20 protein-coding genes are annotated in these 17,382 nt (G+C 34.5%); 13 read left to right on the plus strand and 7 right to left on the minus strand.

The window, feature by feature from the left end; genetic code table 11:
* The 13 genes from RLO81_RS05020 to RLO81_RS05080 all read left to right on the plus strand — a co-directional run.
* A partial coding sequence (locus RLO81_RS05020) for a cyclic nucleotide-binding domain-containing protein (protein WP_502880431.1) occupies positions 1-263 on the plus strand: 263 nt, incomplete at its 5' end.
* A gap of 73 nt (positions 264-336) precedes the next feature.
* On the plus strand, positions 337-951 hold the full coding sequence (locus tag RLO81_RS05025; protein ID WP_350108120.1) for a hypothetical protein: 615 nt from the start codon (positions 337-339) through the stop codon (positions 949-951).
* Positions 952-954: 3 nt separating this feature from the next.
* Positions 955-1,896 carry an alpha/beta hydrolase gene (locus RLO81_RS05030; RefSeq protein ID WP_350108122.1) on the plus strand — a complete coding sequence of 314 codons (942 nt, stop codon included), beginning with the start codon at positions 955-957 and terminating at the stop codon, positions 1,894-1,896.
* Positions 1,897-1,898: 2 nt separating this feature from the next.
* Positions 1,899-2,207, plus strand: a complete 309-nt coding sequence (locus RLO81_RS05035; protein WP_350108124.1) for a DUF3784 domain-containing protein — start codon at positions 1,899-1,901, stop codon at positions 2,205-2,207.
* 73 nt (positions 2,208-2,280) lie between these two features.
* Positions 2,281-3,705: a S41 family peptidase gene (locus RLO81_RS05040; RefSeq protein ID WP_350108127.1), complete on the plus strand. Its 1,425-nt coding sequence runs from the start codon at positions 2,281-2,283 to the stop codon at positions 3,703-3,705.
* Positions 3,706-3,768: 63 nt separating this feature from the next.
* The gene (locus RLO81_RS05045; RefSeq protein ID WP_350108130.1) at positions 3,769-4,725 is read left to right on the plus strand and encodes a GNAT family N-acetyltransferase; all 957 of its coding nucleotides are present in this window, start codon (positions 3,769-3,771) and stop codon (positions 4,723-4,725) included.
* A 25-nt stretch (positions 4,726-4,750) separates the two neighbouring features.
* Positions 4,751-5,629 (plus strand): hypothetical protein, encoded by an 879-nt coding sequence (locus RLO81_RS05050; RefSeq protein ID WP_350108133.1) that lies wholly within the window; start codon positions 4,751-4,753, stop codon positions 5,627-5,629.
* 119 nt (positions 5,630-5,748) lie between these two features.
* Entirely contained in the window at positions 5,749-6,159 is a 411-nt protein-coding gene (locus RLO81_RS05055) for a hypothetical protein (RefSeq protein WP_350108136.1), read from the plus strand.
* Positions 6,156-6,740, plus strand: a complete 585-nt coding sequence (locus tag RLO81_RS05060; RefSeq protein WP_350108139.1) for a Crp/Fnr family transcriptional regulator — start codon at positions 6,156-6,158, stop codon at positions 6,738-6,740. Before RLO81_RS05055 ends, RLO81_RS05060 begins: the two co-directional genes overlap by 4 nt.
* An 85-nt stretch (positions 6,741-6,825) precedes the next feature.
* Positions 6,826-7,176, plus strand: a complete 351-nt coding sequence (locus RLO81_RS05065; protein ID WP_350108142.1) for a YciI family protein — start codon at positions 6,826-6,828, stop codon at positions 7,174-7,176.
* A gap of 11 nt (positions 7,177-7,187) precedes the next feature.
* Entirely contained in the window at positions 7,188-7,646 is a 459-nt protein-coding gene (locus RLO81_RS05070; RefSeq protein WP_350108145.1) for a DUF1569 domain-containing protein, read from the plus strand.
* On the plus strand, positions 7,643-8,329 hold the full coding sequence (locus RLO81_RS05075) for a DUF8737 domain-containing protein (protein WP_350108147.1): 687 nt from the start codon (positions 7,643-7,645) through the stop codon (positions 8,327-8,329). Before RLO81_RS05070 ends, RLO81_RS05075 begins: the two co-directional genes overlap by 4 nt.
* A 40-nt stretch (positions 8,330-8,369) precedes the next feature.
* Positions 8,370-9,017 (plus strand): nucleoside/nucleotide kinase family protein, encoded by a 648-nt coding sequence (locus RLO81_RS05080; RefSeq protein WP_350108150.1) that lies wholly within the window; start codon positions 8,370-8,372, stop codon positions 9,015-9,017.
* A gap of 488 nt (positions 9,018-9,505) precedes the next feature.
* On the opposite strand, the gene RLO81_RS05085 is transcribed toward RLO81_RS05080, so the two are convergent.
* The 7 genes from RLO81_RS05085 to RLO81_RS05115 form a co-directional block, all read right to left on the minus strand.
* A complete protein-coding gene (locus tag RLO81_RS05085; RefSeq protein WP_350108152.1) occupies positions 9,506-10,612 on the minus strand; it encodes a serine hydrolase domain-containing protein in 1,107 nt (368 codons plus the stop codon).
* 169 nt (positions 10,613-10,781) lie between these two features.
* Positions 10,782-11,714, minus strand: a complete 933-nt coding sequence (locus RLO81_RS05090) for an alpha/beta fold hydrolase (protein WP_350108154.1) — start codon at positions 11,712-11,714, stop codon at positions 10,782-10,784.
* A gap of 117 nt (positions 11,715-11,831) precedes the next feature.
* Positions 11,832-12,575, minus strand: a complete 744-nt coding sequence (locus RLO81_RS05095) for a hypothetical protein (protein ID WP_350108157.1) — start codon at positions 12,573-12,575, stop codon at positions 11,832-11,834.
* A gap of 77 nt (positions 12,576-12,652) precedes the next feature.
* Positions 12,653-13,474 carry a DUF5694 domain-containing protein gene (locus RLO81_RS05100; protein ID WP_350108160.1) on the minus strand — a complete coding sequence of 274 codons (822 nt, stop codon included), beginning with the start codon at positions 13,472-13,474 and terminating at the stop codon, positions 12,653-12,655.
* Between the two features lie 34 nt (positions 13,475-13,508).
* Positions 13,509-15,038, minus strand: coding sequence for an amidohydrolase family protein (locus RLO81_RS05105; RefSeq protein WP_350108163.1), 1,530 nt, complete (start codon positions 15,036-15,038; stop codon positions 13,509-13,511).
* 43 nt (positions 15,039-15,081) lie between these two features.
* Entirely contained in the window at positions 15,082-15,876 is a 795-nt protein-coding gene (locus RLO81_RS05110; RefSeq protein ID WP_350108166.1) for a carboxypeptidase-like regulatory domain-containing protein, read from the minus strand.
* Between the two features lie 288 nt (positions 15,877-16,164).
* Complete coding sequence (locus tag RLO81_RS05115) at positions 16,165-17,265, minus strand: adenylate/guanylate cyclase domain-containing protein (protein WP_350108169.1); 1,101 nt, start codon at positions 17,263-17,265, stop codon at positions 16,165-16,167.
* Between the last annotated feature and the right edge of the window lie 117 nt (positions 17,266-17,382).

The raw sequence follows: 17,382 nt of genomic DNA on the forward strand, positions 1-17,382 counted from the left end.
TAGAAATTGATATGTTTGAAAAATTTCCAAAGTTTGAGAAACTATGCAGGATATTGTCAGACGAACTACTGGCAAAACAACAGCTAGATTTTGATTTATTTAAAATTCTAACACCTGAACAGCGATACCTGAATTTACTGGAAAAACGACCAGATCTTATACAGCGTGTTCCGCAGCGACATTTAGCAAGTTATATCGGCATAACGCCACAATCATTAAGTAGGTTAAGAATGCGTATCCTCGAGAAAGAGAAAAGAAGCTGACACATTTTATTAACATAAGTTAATACTATGAGTCTAAACATGTGCACAACTTAGCAGGTAAACAAATATACTTATGTTAAGAAAAGTGCTGCCCATATTTATTGTAATGCTTTATTATTCAATTGATTTAAATGCCCAATACAACAAAAATGAAAGCACCTACAAGAAATGTTTTATTGGAAGCACATTCTTTCTGTTTGGCAATCTAGACCAAGAAAATAGTCCCGATTTTGTCCAATTAAATTTGGGCTATCGGCTTACAGGCAGAGATGTTATTTCTTTAGAATTAAAAACCTGGCGTTACGAATGGTCGTTGGGAATTCCTTATGGAGACTCATATTTTGCCGATGAAGAAAAATTTCCTGGGTTTATAAGGGAATATGGCTTTGCTATCGCCTATCAACGCTTTTGGTGGAAAGGTCTGTATACTGCCGTTCATGTAATGCCTGCATGGCAACGTTTTGTTCAAGACGGAAGTAAAATAGATAATGGATTCCAGATATTTAATACCTATAGAATCGGTTATCACATAAAACTTTTTAACGATAAATTCTTTATTCAACCATCACTGGCAGTAACTCATAGACCATATCATACAGAAATGCCAGACTCATTTAAGAGATTGGATGACAAATGGTCTAAGTATTTCATCGGTGAACCGGGATTACATTTTGGATTTAATTTTTAGCAAATGAAAATAAATAAATTAACCTTCTTTTCACTATTCTTTACGATGCTTGTATTCGAAGTGGTTGGACAAGAATCCAGCACACTAACCCTCAAAACACCAACAGGAAGTTTAGAAGGTACTTTACTATATCCAGCATCTGAAAAGGAAATTCCAATTGTGATTATTATAGCCGGATCAGGCCCTACAGATCGAGATGGTAACAATCCTGTAATGAAGAACAATTCGTTAAAAATGATAGCCGAACAGCTTTCATTAAATGGAATAGCTACCGTTCGTTTTGATAAACGAGGTATCGCAAAAAGTTCTGCTGCAGGCTCCGATGAAAATAATCTAAGATTTGAACATTACATAGAAGACGCAAATGGTTGGGTAAATTTAGTGGCAAAAGATGACCGATTTTCTGAAGTAATAATCCTAGGCCATAGCGAGGGATCATTAATAGGAATGGTCGCCTCCCGAAATAACGAGGTCACAAAATTCATTTCACTGGCTGGGTCTGGTCGAGCAGCAGCAGATATCATAAGCGAGCAGCTAAGTTCACAACCTCCATTTATTGTTGATCAGTCTTCTCCAATTCTCGAAAAACTTAAGAATGGAGAAACTTATGATAGTATACCACCAATGCTCTATGCACTGTTTCGTCCGAGTGTTCAGCCTTATATGATTTCATGGTTTCAATACGATCCTGTTAAGGAACTCGCAAAGCTGGACAAACCAGTTTTGGTTGTTCAAGGAACAAATGATTTACAAGTATCCGCCAAGGATGCACAATTACTGGAAGGCGCAAATGCAAATGCCAAACTAGTGTTCATTGAAGGAATGAACCATGTGCTGAAAGAAAGTCCATCTGACAGACAAAAAAACCTGGAAACGTACAGTAATCCTGATCTACCATTACATCCTGATTTAATGAAGAATGTTATTTCATTTATACGAAATTAAATATGTTACTATTTCACTTACTTTTAGGCGTTTTTTTCATTGGCATTGGCTTTCTTGTTAAAGCCTTTCCTAATTTAATTTCAGGGTATAATACAATGCCTGAATCAAAGAAAAAAAGTGTAAACCTTCCAGGTCTAACTACCCATATGCGTAATGGCTTCACACTACTGGGAATAACTATTGTTATAAGCTATTTCATTTTAAAACTGATGGGGTACGAGTCTATTTTGAAATTCTCAATTATTGTAATTACCACTATAGGAGTAATGCTGGTTTCACTTCAATCAAGAAAATATTACAAGGGAAAATAACACAAGTACTTTAGATAAGAGTTTTAACTGTCATTAGTCAAATTAAATACATAATTACAAACCCGATAAAGCCATGAAAGCCGGACTGGTTATACTATTAACATTCATTACACTTGTTGTTTTTCTGGCTACCTGGTCTTATGAGCCCGAAGATGAGTCTGTCAGATTTGTTTCAAACCAAGATTATATCTCAAAGAAAGCAGCTATTTTAGATTTGCTTGAAATCGTTTCTTCATTTGAACAGATACACCCAAATCCATACAGATTTAGAAGTAAAGCTGTGTTGTTGGAAGAGATCAGTAGTTATGAATTAGCAATAAGTGATAGTTTAACCATCATCGAGTTTTGGAGGATTGTTGACAAATTAATTTGTGGTTATAATGACGCACATTCCGTAGCAGACGATGCGTATGTTTTAACTGATTATGTAAAAAATGGGGGCCTCTTTTTCCCTTATTCAGTTGAACTTAGTAACGGCCAAATTAGATTTGAGTCTTCTAATAGTCTAACCAGAAGATTAGTTAGAAGTATTAATGGTATTGAGTCTAATGAACTTATCAAAACTCTTAAATTACATGCTACCAAAGAAACAAATGAATTAGATGAAAAAGATATATCTGATGATTTTGGGTTTTATTACTGGAAAGCCTTTGGCAGGCAGGAAGCATTCGAGATAATATCTTCAGACGACTCAATATTAGCCAAGTATGACACCATCAAAGTTGAAGGTATTTCATGGGAGCAGCGTAAAGGAAAATCTGTTAAAGATTCCCCTTCTTATAGCTTTAAATTCTTACAGGATTCTATAGGTTACATGACAATAAAAGACTTTAATGGAAGTGAATCTGACATAAATGATTTCTACAAGCAGTCTTTCCAGCGACTTAAAGATGCTGAATCTAAAAGTTTGATTTTAGATTTTAGAGGTCATAGTGGTGGATCTGATAGCTACGGGGAATTATTAGCGAAGTACATTTCTGATCAAAAATTCAGAAAACTATCTAAAGCATATTGGAAAATAACTAAAGACTTTAAAGAGGCCTTCGATAGAAGGTTTGTACTTCGGGGCATTAGATGGTTTAAACCCATATATTTAGTCAATGAATATTCTGCAGTATTCTATGACGCAGACTTTGGAGAAACCATTGAAATTGAATACGAGCTAAGAAACACTTATCCCGATAATGAACGATTTAGTGGTCATGTTTATCTTCTTACTGATCATGACACCTTTTCTGCGGGCTCCATTTTTGCTGAAATGTTTAAATACTATAAAATGGGTACTCTCGTTGGGCAACCTACGGGCAACCTTCAATCATTCAATGGTTTTGCATTGGTCAGTAAAACACTGCCGAATTCCAAACTCACGTACAAAATATCCAGTGTTTATAATTTGGCAAACAGTCAATTCGAAGGATTGAAATCAGTGCAGCCAGATGTTTTACTACAAGATGATCAAGACCCTGTTTTATATCTGCTTCAGAATTCGATCAGATAACTAAACCTTTTGGAATAAAATGAGCGCTATACCATACTCAGCTTCAATAACTTTTCTCTACAAATGAAGGTATACAAAGCCACATCTAATGACCATAACAATTTAACCTCCCTCATGAGAAACTCAAAATCTTACTGGGGTTATGAACAAAAATTAATGGATAAGTGGCAGGATGAATTAACAATTACTAAAGAATTCATTGAAAATAATCATGTGTTCAAAATTGTTGTTAAATCAGTAATTGTTGGTTTTTTCGCCTATTCAACTATTGAATCATTAGCCAGGCTTCAAAGTATGTTTATTCTTCCAAATAAAATTGGTAAAGGATTAGGTGCTTTTATGATGGATACTTTTTTAGATGAATTAAAAGAAGGGCCTGTTGACTTTATTGTTTTAGAATCAGACCCCAATGCTGAAGGATTCTACAAAAATTTCGGTTTCAAAACAGTCTCATTAAAACCCACAATCGTTAAAAAAAGGTTTATGCCAATAATGGTTAAACATTTAGATGTTCCAAAAAAGGGTATATCCTACATTTTTGAAACTGTGAGAATAATCGTCCGAGAATTTAATATCGAGGACTTAATTGATTTTTATGACATGCAACGCAACCCAAACGTGATGCGCTACATCAAGAAACATATGAATATTGAAGAAAGTATAAAAGAACTTGAAAAGTTTATTTCGTATTACGACCGAAGTGATGAGCTCTTTAGGATTTGGGCCGCTATTGAGAAAAACACGAATCAATTTATAGGCTTGTGTGGTGTTTATCTTAATGAAAGAAGCGAATACGAAATAGCTTATCGGCTACGTGAAAAATTTTGGGGTCAAGGTTTGGGTAAGGAACTTACCAAACAATTACTCTTCTATTGTTTAAACATTTTAAATTATGAAGAAGTTGTAGCATACATTCATAAAGAGAATTTTGGTTCGATCAAAATAGCTCAACAATTGATGCAGTTCCATGCCATTTCAAAAGAATCTGATGAGTATAAATTTATCGGAAAAAGAAACTAAATATTGTTAAATAAAGCGTTCAATCATGAGAATAATTAAGTTAGCCACCATTTCATTTGGCATTTTTGTATCAAGCTGTGGGCTATTAAAAAAACAGCAACAAGGTTTTGTCAGCCCAACGAATTTCGAAGAAGAATTCACTTTTCAAACATACAAGGGTGTTATAGGATTTGATATTTCGATAGATGGCCAAATGTCACAATTTTTATTTGATACTGGTGCCGACCTAACCTTAATTCAAAGAGATTCTATTCTAGGCAAATCAACTAATTACGCAGGTGCCTCCAAGCGTAAGATGGAACTGGGCGAGGAAATAATCCCTTCATTAAAAATTGGTGATGTAAACTTTCAAAATACTGTTGCCTTAAATGGCGATATGGTGGGTCTGAAGGAACAAATCCCAAACTTTGGTGGTATTCTGGGCCAATCAGTAATTAGCAAAGTAAATTGGCTAATTGATTATCCTAACAAGGCAATCATTATGTCAACCAATAGTTTAGCAGATAATACATTTAAGTCCATAAAAATAATCAGACAAAATGGTAATAACCCATATACCTTTTTAACATTTCGAGGCAAAGAATACAAAGTCGTAATTGACCTAGGCAGCAGCTCCGTTATCAATCTACCGACTGATTCAAAATTTGCCAAGGATGTATCAGCAACTGTTAGCCTTAAAGAAAATGTAAGAGAACGCTACACGTTGGGTGGTCTGCAGAAAATAACAGAGCAAATAGGAGTGATCCCTGAATTAAGCATTGGAGACTTTAAGTTTGAAAACGTTGAGTTTAATATTAATACATCGAGTCAGCCAAGAATAGGCATTAACTTCTTCAAAGACTATCAGATTTATATCGATAACTTGAATGATGGAGTATATTGGTTGAAAAAAACAGAAGAATAGGCATCAAAGACTACCCACTTTTTTAACTCGATATCATTTACTGAACAAGAATGAAATTAACATAGGTTAACATTTTATTGGTAAATGTCATGGTAACATTGTTATTGTAAATGTTCACTATGAAATTATATCGTATAGTAGTTGCCCTATTTATTTTCATAACTTCTGCCTGTGGAGAGAAAGATGATCCTGGTCCTGACGAAGAAGCTCAGTTGAAACAGATCGAAATTGAACTTCTATCTTTTGAATTTATTCCTGATACAGGCAATAATTCGACAAGACTACGCTATGATGTAAAGTTTATTAACCCAAATAAATTTGGTGTAATAGGTTTTTACAGTATTAAAACCATTGTTGATGGTTTAGAGGTAACACGATTATCTTCTGATTCTTCAGAATGCAGTCAGATAGAAGCTGAATCTGAATGTCTCTTTAGCTTTGATGCGGAAGATTCATGGGATATTGCAAGAACTAATTCCGTTGAAATTGTTTCTATAGAATACAAAATTCAAACACAAATATCTGAATGAAAGATAACATCCTCTACGAAAATTTTTCATTGGAAAACTATTCAGATGAAGAGCGACAACTGATACTTTCAAGTTTTAAAAAAATCAATTTTAAAAAAGGAGAGTTTTTGCTAAAGGAAGGCCAGAAAGCCAATGCATACTGGATGGTACAAGAAGGGTTTGTTAGATCTTATTTAATTGATTTCGAAGGCAATGATGTAAGCACTTATTTTTATTCACCTCCTGATGTTGTTATTGATTGGCCCTCATTTTTCATGCATACTCCTACAAAAGAGTATATTCAAGCACTTACTGATTGTGTTTGCTGGGAACTAGATTTTGAAACCTTCCAGCAACTTTTTCATAGTATAGAAGAATTCAGAGAACGCGGCAGGGCAAGATTAGTAAAATCATATTTTGACCTTAAACGACATAGCACCTCTTTAATTACTGACCAGGCAAAAGAGCGCTACTTAAGACTAGTTGAAGAGAAGCCTGAGATAATTCAGAACGTATCCTTAAAACATATTGCGTCTTATTTAGGTATGAAGGCGCCATCACTTAGCAGAATAAGAAAAGAAATGTCAGGTGGTAATTCATAGCCTGCATTTGTTAACATAGGACAAGTGAATATAAATTTCAACAGACCATATTTGATTATTATTTATTAATCAAACACTTATGGTTATGGAAAATTTAAAAGACTACATGTTACTATTCCGAATGGAATTGAAAAAAGATGTTCAACCTACTGCCAATGAAATTGCTCAAATAAAAAAATCATGGCAAGATTGGATCAGCCAGATTGGTTCTAAAGCCAGATTGGTCAGTTCTTATCAACTGGGTTTCGAAAGCAACCTACTCTCGCATCATTCGATGCCTGAACCTTCTAGTGAGAAGGTAGAAAGTAAATTCATCAGTGGAAATATGGTGTTAAAAGCGGTTGACCTTCGCGAAGCAACTGAATTTGCAAAAGGGTGCCCAATTCTTGCAGCTGGTGGCTCCGTGGAAGTTAGAAATACCTTAAATGCTTACTAAAAATGATTACCATGCCACTACCTTCAATTTACAACCGTGCTGTTATTTCCGATATTAAGCAAAGAATAGATAAGTTAAATGCGAACAATCAACCTCTCTGGGGTGTGATGAATCCAGCTCAAATGCTGGCCCACTTAAATGTTATGTTTGAAATTGGTTTTGTTGAAAATCAGAAAAGACCCAATGCATTTTTGAGGTTTGTACTTCAAAAATTAGTAAAGCCCAAACTCATTGACGAAACTCCTTACAAAAAGAATAGTAGAACTGCACCAGAAATGGTGATCAGTCATCAGCCTGATTTCGGCAAGGAAAAAGAACGATTAGACAACTACTTAGATAAAGTTAGTATGCAAGGGGCGCAGTTTTTTGAACAAAGAAAACACCCTGTTTTCGGTAATTTGTCGTCTCAAGAATGGAGTAATCTATTCTATAAACATATTGATCATCATTTAAAGCAATATGCGCTATGATGTTAGGAATAGAAATTATGTTTATTGGCATTGCCATTGTAGCCATCATAATCCTTGGTTTAGCCTTAAATCAAGGATGGCGTTTCCCTGCGTTATTTATTGCTGTTGGCACTATTGTGGGCTTGTTATCGTATCTAAAATTCTATCAAAATACAGAAGCCTTACCACCGCGCTTTATTTTTCTTATTATCCCTAGTATTATTATCGTTATTTATTCATTGAAAAAAATTGATGTAAGTAAAGTCAATTTGTTCTTCCTGTTAATGATACACTTGCTGCGAATACCAATAGAAATTATTCTATTTCAGTTATATGAACTGGGTTTAATTCCAAAACTTATGACCTACGCTGGCTGGAATTGGGATATTCTAAGCGGAATTGCAGCAATACCGATACTAGCATTGTTTGTAATTAACAAATTGAACAAGAAAATTCTGTTTTTATGGAATCTGAGTGCTTTGATATTATTAGCCATCATAGTATTTAGTGCCATTTTCTCTGCTCCTAGTGTTATTCAATTATTAGCATTCGACCAACCGAACATTGCAGTACTTCAATTTCCATTTGTGTGGTTACCATCTGTAGTGGTTCCTATTGTTTTGTTATCTCATATTTTAATTTTTAAGTACATTAAACAAGAAAATAAAATAAACCTTGAAGACTCCTATATAATTTTCCGGTAAAACACATTTAATCAACCCTTGTGCTTAAATGACACAAAAAATGATCTTCTTTCTTATCTTCAATAAGATAAAATTGCTTAAGAAGGATAAGCCTAAAAGAATTGCCATCAACGGTATTGAAGGCACTGGTAAAACTATTTTTGCTCAAAGTTTTGTTAAGTTTCTAAATGCGCAGGGAAAAACTGCCCTGCACATTTCCATAGATGGTTTCCATTATAATCAGTCACACAGGTATCGTCAAGGTAGAGATTCAGCAAAAGGGTATTATGAAGACTCGTATAACGAGATGAGCTTTGTAAACAACGTTCTTCTTTCATCACAACAAGACCTTCCAACAATAGTTAAAGCAACACATAATTTAGTAACCGATAACTATTTGGACTTAAGCCCAGAACCTATTACAGAAGATACTATTTTGGTAACTGACGGGGCGTATCTTTTCAAACCAAACTTAAGAAAGCACTGGGATTATAAAATTTATTTGAAAACGGATTTTAATACTGCTATGTACAGAGGAGTGAATAGAGATGCCAAATTATTAGGTAGTCTTGAAAAGGCTAGAGAAAAATACCTAAAGCGTTACCATGAAGCATCACGTTTGTATAGGAAATTGAACGATCCAGAAGGTTTTGCCGATATTATTATTGATAATACGAATTTTGACAGTCTCTCTATTCTAAAGAGTTGACTATAGTTAGGTTATGAAAGCCGCCTCCACCAAATAGAAAAATAAAGTAACCAACTGATGAATTCCTCTATGCAATGCTATCCTTAAAATTGGCTTATAATTAGCTAAAGATGACGAAGAATGAATCCTCGCTTTTGTATTCAAAACTATACCTTCAATTAATTTTTCTCGCGCAATGGAAAAAGAAAGTAGACCTGTTAAAAGCATTGCTACAAATGTAAAAGCAACCAATGAGATGTGCACACTTCAAAAATTTGTTATGTATAAAACATAGTCTAGTGCGCATTTCACTATGATTAACTTATGTTAATTTGCTGTATTGAATTCAATTTTAATAAATTATTAACGTGACCCGCTTACTAGACGATAATTAACTAATTAGTTGTAATTTACGATCGGGAACAAATATAAAGTAACCTTGATCTCTTATAATGTTTTGGATTTTATCACTATGTTGTGTTCTCCAAGCATTGCCAAGAAGTTTACTTCTAAATCCAATCAAGAATTTCAGGAATTATTAATTGAAAAAACGCCTGATTATAATGGCTTCCAGCACAATTCGTAACCACTGTTATTGATATTTGATTGTTCATATCGTAGAATAAAAAAGATTGATATTTTAGTGTTCCTCCAATATGCCCAATATATTTTTCCCCTTTGTAATTCAAGTTCATTATCCCATTACCATATTCACTTATTAATCCAGCTCCTATTGGTATCTCAAAAGAATCCATGGGAATCCAGTCAGTAATCAAATCGATTGTTTTATTTTCTAAAATAGATTTTTCAATAAAAAGCAATTTCATAAACTCATTCAGCTGTTCTGGTATAATATATGCACTTCCAGCAAAGCCATGATACTCTTTCCAATTTGAGGAGTTAATACTTACTTCCTCGGTTTGAGCAAAGAAGGCTTGCAGACTTGTATCCATATTTCCCATTTTAATTCCATCTAACCCCAATTGAGTGTAGAATGCTTCGAAGGCTTCTTTATAACTTTTGTTTGTAACAGACTCAACAGCTTTTTCTAATAAAAGGTAGTTGGTATTACTATAATTAAAAGATCCCATATTAAGTAATTCATCATCGACCAAAGCAATTTTATCTTCATACGTTTTTGGTGGATTACCATTAATTACTCGTTCGATCCATAATGGATTTTGTGAATAGTCAGAAAGACCACTCGTGTGATTCAAAAGATTTCGAATTGAGACATTTTCCAAACCCACAATGCTATTTTTTGAATCTAGAAAGTTTGTAATTGCATCTTCCAATGATAATTTATTATCCTCGATTAGTCGAAAAACTAAAACAGCACTCAATAACTTCGTAGTACTACCAATTCCATATATCAGTTGTTTGTCAACATTCGGATTATAGTAAGAAAAATTAACACTTTCTTTCCCAGAATTAATTGAAATGTAAATCGAAGGTATATTCTCTGATCTTGCAATTTGAACAATATTCTTTTCAAGTATACTGCTGTTTTTTGGTTCACTAATTTCATCATTGTCACAGGAGATGAAAAGTAGCAATAGTAAAATCCATTGAGGAAGGTAAATGACCATTTTCAATTTGATTCGTTTTAATCTCATTTGCTAAATAACTGAGTTTAACTCTTATTGCCCCTAAACTTAGTTTATTGGACAAAAAAATACTGTTAACATATGATAATTAGTTATCCATAAACTTATTTAACTATGCAACCTATTTAAAGTGTCTGTCCATTTAGCAGAACTGCATTGCTACCAATCAAAATCAATACTAATAGTTTTTTTTTAAGAATATTTCCACATCTCTGGCTGATTTTTTTGGGAGCTCCTCCATAGGCAAATGCCCACATTCATAGATAATTAGTTGGTCATTTTCCAGGTCTTTCTCAAAGGCGTAGGCATCTTCAAGCGCAACCCACTCGTCATATTTACCCCATAGAATAAGAACTGGCATATTTAGTTCATTAATACGGTTATACTGATACTGCATGGTGTGGCGAGCACGATCGACAAAAGCTTGTCTATTTCCGGGAGACAAAGTTAATTGATGGTATCGATCAATTAAGCTTTCTGTAATCTTAGTATCATCATAATAAACCTCTTTCAGGTTACCCTCGATAAAAGACCTAGGTGTAATCGTTGTCAGTAACCATGATGTGACGTTGTTTCGTGCCAATTTAAAAACAAAAGGAATTTCTTCTGAAGGGTAGCCTGAGGCATCCACAAGAATTAAACTTTTTACTTTTTCCGAGTTGTTGAGCGCGAAACTCCAAGCTATTCCCCCACCCAAAGAATTACCTGCTAAATAGAATTCATCAATGCCCAATTCTGAAGTAAACTTCTCAAGAAAGTCTACATAATAATCGATTGTATATACCCCTTCTTTGTTTGGGCCGGTTAAACCGAAGGCCGGTAAGTCTAAAGTTGTTATTCTAAAGTCATTTTTGAGATTGTCAACCCAGCCTTCCCAAGAATGTAATGAGGCACCTGTACCATGCAGCAATACCAAATCTGGTCCTTTACCAATCTGTTGGTAGTGCACATTGATGCCCTCAATATTTAAAAATCTGGATTTTTCGTCTGCATATTTTTCCTTTAATGCTTCTAACGGAATATCAGGGGTGTATAACATGGAAAAAACAGCTAAACCTAAGGTTGTAATGACCAGGGGTATGATAATAAAAAGTTTAGTTATCCTATTCATTGATGATTGATTATAAATAAATTTAAATTATTAGTGATGTAGTTAGAAGTCATATCATATACGACTAAAAAAAATTTTATGCTTGTTTTTAACTAACGGCATTAAAAAAATTAATTTTTATTCAAATCCGTATTGTTTTTCCAAAATCATAATCAGTGAATCGGCTTTGCTTTTTGAGTCTTCCAACAGTACAGTATAATAATTAACAATACCGCTAAACATGTCGATCTCATTTCCGAATTGAGAAACCAAACTTTCACCGTTGGATATGAATTTGAATTCCATAGTTGATAGCTGCACTGAATCTTTTTCTTTTATGAAATTCCACGCTGTTCTAACCTTTTGGTTATAAAATATCTTTAACCCAGTGTTTATAGCTTTATTATGGTAGTTTTCGTAATATTCTTCCTGATTCTTTACCAAAGATTTCTGTAAATCATAAGTCAATATTGCCTTTACAGCACTTTCATTATTTATTAAGCTCATTCCGCCAGCATTTTTAAGTTGTGCCATAGTGAGCTCATTCGGCACAAAAAAATCAGGTCTATTTAGTACAACTACATAATATAAATAAAGCTCCTTCACCGTACTATCTTGCCCATTAAAAGAAAAACAAGACTTAGAGAGAGAATCGAGATATGATTGCCTTAATGTATTACTTTTTATTATTTGACTCAAATACTTTTTGTCAGCTCTTGTATCCTCAATGAGCGATTTAATATATTTTCTTTCCAATGATTTTGAGAAAATTTCCCTTCTGTAATTTTCAGCGACAAAACCTAAGAACACAGCAAGAAATAGCATGACAAATTCTAATAGATACTTCTTCCAGTGTTTTGATAATTTTAATTCAGTTTTCAATGCTTAATTGAATTTTGGATTAGGGCACGTATACTGTTTTAGGTCAACACAAGATTAATTCTTGAGTATTATCAGATTTAGGGATGCGATAAAAACTCACCAATCTCTTCATATCGGACATCACTACGAGACTCATAAAAACCTTTTAAAATGGCTCTATGACCAGCCCCAACTATCACTAACACCCTGTCTTGGCTAGAGGTATTAGAATCAATGTTCTTCATAATATTTAAGTTTCTTTTATACCAATTGGCCACGTAATTCACAATTGGCGTATCCGGCTTATCAGAAACTGTCATCAACTTTTGTAAATAGAAATTACGATTAAATACATCATAGGAGTTTGAGTTTAGATATTGATAGTACGCTGTTAGTGACATTGACTTTAGCTTCTCTGTCTCATTCTGCGCCCACTTAACAACTTGATTGATTACACTAGTAAATTGTTCAGTTTTACCTTCATCATTGAGGTAGTTCATCACTTCTTGGTCTCCCAAAGACATTTGAAAGTCAACAGGAACAACCTGTGTTATTTTCATCTTTTTAGCCAGTCGAAATCCAATTTGATAAACCTCATTTCTACCTAATTCAAATTCTCCCGAAAAATAGTTAGCTAGCTCCTGATTAGTCGTTTCGCTCTCTGAAGGTTCCCACTCAATCATTATTTTGGTTGGCTTATACGCTGCTATTTTGTCAACTAAAGAGATCAATTCCTTCTGTCTGTGATCTTCCATTAAATCTTCTATTTGAATTTCTGCATAGTCATTAGTATTCGCAAAATGCATGGTCCCCAAAATGGCAATAGAAGGTATGGTATCAGCCTTTTGAGCTGATACCTTTAAATTATTTAGTAAAAAAAGGGTTGTTATTAGGAATTTAAAAAGTAAAATGTGCTTCATAATTATTTTAAGTAATAAATGAGAAAACCAGACTTTAATCTAAATACTGTTGAATGTCCGTTTTTCGGCTTTCATTGTTGGCTTCTTTAATTTTGCTCAATATCAAATTGAGCTGAGATTTCTCTATTAATCGACCATTGGTAATGACCGCTTCTATCTGCCTTGTATTTCTTATATCTTCCAGTGGATTTTTGTCCAAAATAAGTAGGTCTGCTACCTTGCCAACTTCTACTGTCCCTGAATTTGTTCCTAGCCATTTTGTAGGTGCAGAAGTAGCAGAGCGTAGGACATCTGAGTTCGACAGGCCTATCCTATTTAAATACTCCAGTTCATAGTGAAGCGAAAACCCAGGGACAACACCACTATTACCGGCATCAGTTCCTGCAACAAGAGCTACACCATTACGAGCTAATGCTCTTGTCATAATTTCAACGGCTTTGATATAAGTATTCCAATATATATTTGATTTGCTTATCCCAACAGAATCTTGCGGGTAGAAATCGTACCTATTGTTTGTGCCGGGTAGCCAACCGGGGTTAAACTTCGACCCCTCAATAATTCCAGGATTCATATATTCTAAATCAATCGTTTTAAGATACTCCGTAAGATTTAAATCCTGCTCTCTCGCACATTCATATACTATCACTGTTGTGGATACGACAATGTCTTTCTCTTTAATTTTTCTGGCAATCTCATCCGCATTTTTCTTTAAATAATCGAGATAATATTCAGTGCTATCCCAATAGATTTTAGATCTTCCTCCAAATTGCCGTTCCACTGCTTTTGTAATTTCTTCTACATGGGCTATTTGTGTCTGGTTAGAGCTGTATAGGTCATCAAAATCAGCATATGGCGTTAAATGACCCACCATTTCAATTCCTTGTTTTTTAGATTCTTCAGATACAGCATGGTATATCTCATTCTCAAGTGTATAAGCCTTAACCGCATCATAGCCCTCCTCTTTAAATTTCCTTACGGCTTTTCGTGCCTTTTTCGGACTGTTATACACGGGTATTGGAGCGAACCAAGCCCTTATTTTTGACCTTAAATCATGAGCCGTACTCATTGGCCCAGCTGCAATATAAATATGTGGACTCAACCCAATGCCTTCTTGTGCTTCCTTCTTCCAGTCAAGATAAGTTCCTTTCCAGGAACTCATAAATGCAACCTGAGTGATTCCATTAGCAATATAAAGCAGTAAATCATTTTTACTTTTGTAAGCATGAATATGGGTATCTACTAGCCCTGGAATAAGATACTTCCCTTCATGATTAATTACTTGATAACCTTTAGGAATGTCTAGGTTCTCACCTATTGCAACAATTGTTTTCTCATCGATCAGTACTGTTTGATTAAGAATCAACGAGTCTGAATTAGGAGAAAGCACATTCACATTAGTCAAGGCTAACTTACCCTGTTTAATTTCGAATTGTGTAGGGTCAACGACTGTGGTATTCTCACCTGATAATTGCCTAACTTCTCGTTTTATATAAAGCAAGCTGCATGAAGAGGCCAGCATAATCAGGCCCACAACGATTGTTATTACCTTTAAAATCTTTTTCATAGTATTTTTAGCATGATAGATTGTTTTACTTTCATTTAAACACTTATTGGTAAAAGACATCCGCAGTTACGTTCAGGCTAATACCCACGGGAACTGTTTGCCATTCTCCCTGGCTTGTTTTTCTATAGTATGTCTTTCTTAAAAGTGTTGCGGAAAAATTTAATAGACCTTCACCAAGATCTTTAACGTGTTCTAACGTGACTAAAAAATCTCCTGATATGTAAATATCATATGGCACAAGATCAAAAGAGACTGTTCTTTGTACCTCATCATTAGCCAGCTTTAAATAAATTGGACTATTGAGTATATTCTCGAATCCTAGTTTTGATTTACTGTATATGTTGACCCTATAAAATATACTGTCATAACTTAATTGGGCTACATTAAAACTAAGCCTTTTTAAATGCGCCTGGTGTTTATTCTTCGTTAACACACCACACTCATAGCCTAACAATTTGTTTTCGAAACCCGCAGACATTTTAGGTGACTTTACGGAAATACCAAAGGTTTTTTCTTTTACCTGACGTGATGCGATGGTTATCTCCTCAAGTTCCACAGCAATCTCTGTCATTGTTATTTCTTGAAATTTTTGGGCATTGCTAATTGGTAGTTTTACAGTAGCATAACCGATACACGATATGAGTAGGGTATCATTCTGATTTTCTCTTAAAATATTTAAAACGAATTTTCCATTTTCATCAGAAACAGTGCCTATATTTTTCTTAGGAATTCCAATGTTAACGTATTCTAATGGTGCTTTTTCTTTTGTAGTTATAACGATACCTTCAATTAATTTTTCCTGCGCAATGGAAAAAGAAAGTGGACCTGTTAAAAGCATTGCTACACATGTAAAAGCAACCAATGAGATGTGCAAACTTCAAAAATTTGTTAAGCAGCAAACATAGCCTAGTGCACATGTCAATTTTATTAACCTATGTTAATAAATTAGCTGTTTTAAATATTTTGAATTATAAATGGTTTTTGGAGAAACGTTACCACATATAAATTATATTTCGTGTTTAATGAAGAGTAAAATAATTTCACCTAGTGGTATCAAATTCACATTAGCTATAAATATCGATAGGATATTATATGAGTTTTCTTATCGAAAAAAACGAGCAACACATTAAAAATCAAACATCGTCACCAACTCAATTGATGCTATCTTTCCCTTCAAATCATGCGTACCCATCGATTCAAAGCTGAGGCTGTCAGTATCAGGTAATTGATCTGCCAGCTCTTTTGAGATGAGGTTATCAACACCCAGCTCATTGCATAATGCCTGAATTCGTGCAGTCGTATTGAGCACATCGCCTGTAAAGATGATTTCCTTTTTCAATGCTCCAATTTCACCGGTTGTTACCAACCCTGCGTGTATGCCTACTTTGAAAGTGGGAATCACCCCAAATGTTTTTTGAAAGTATGCCGATCTGTTCTCAAGGTCTTGCTTCATTGCCAAAAATGATCTAACACAGTTCTGATTTTGCAGGCCTTTTTCAAACGGCCAGGAAATAACAATCTCATCACCTATGTATTGATATACCTCTCCTCCGTGTTTAATAATGGCATGTGTAAGTGTATTGTAATATTCTTTCAGCAGCTTAAAATAAGTGATATGGCCTAGTTGCTCAGCAATAGTGGTTGACGATTTCATATCCAAAAACATAAACACACGCTTCTCTTCTACTGGTTGGTGATACTTTCCGGTAAAAAAATTCAGAAGAACATTCTGGCCAATATTCTCGCTGATTTCAGCATAAAAAAGACAGGCAAATAGTGATACACTCATCTGAACAAATGTGCTCAGGTTGGTCATACTCGTTAGATAGGCAACATACTTAGCCCAAACTCTTTGATCGAACAGCCCAGTTTCCAATTCCATACTAGCAGCGATGGGAAAGGTGACCAGTATGACCAGGAAAAGAAATACAAGATAGAAAACCAACTTGTATACCAATTTGATAGTGAAACTTTTACTTGATAAGGTCTTATTAAGCCAAACCACTTCAATGACTCCAATTAGCAAACCAAGCATTGTTACCGCGATGCTTGCAAATGCTAATATTTCTGGGTTGACCCGTATTGCCGTGGTTGAAACATTGTTAAAATCTCCAATTGCTACATATTCAATAAACATGAATATGAGACCCAAAGCCAACCAGATGAGACCAAAGGGCACTATTTTAACTATGTTTCTTTTTGTAACCGGAGAAAGGGAGCTGAACATGGCTGTCCTACTTTTTGTACTACCTGCAAGATAGTTTAAAATTGACTTTCAATTAAAGGTATGTGTCAGAAAGCCTCTTTATTGATCATTCCCGATAAAATAACCTTGTTTCTTATC

Source organism: Fulvivirga sp. (assembly GCF_040220315.1).
Classification (GTDB): domain Bacteria; phylum Bacteroidota; class Bacteroidia; order Cytophagales; family Cyclobacteriaceae; genus Fulvivirga.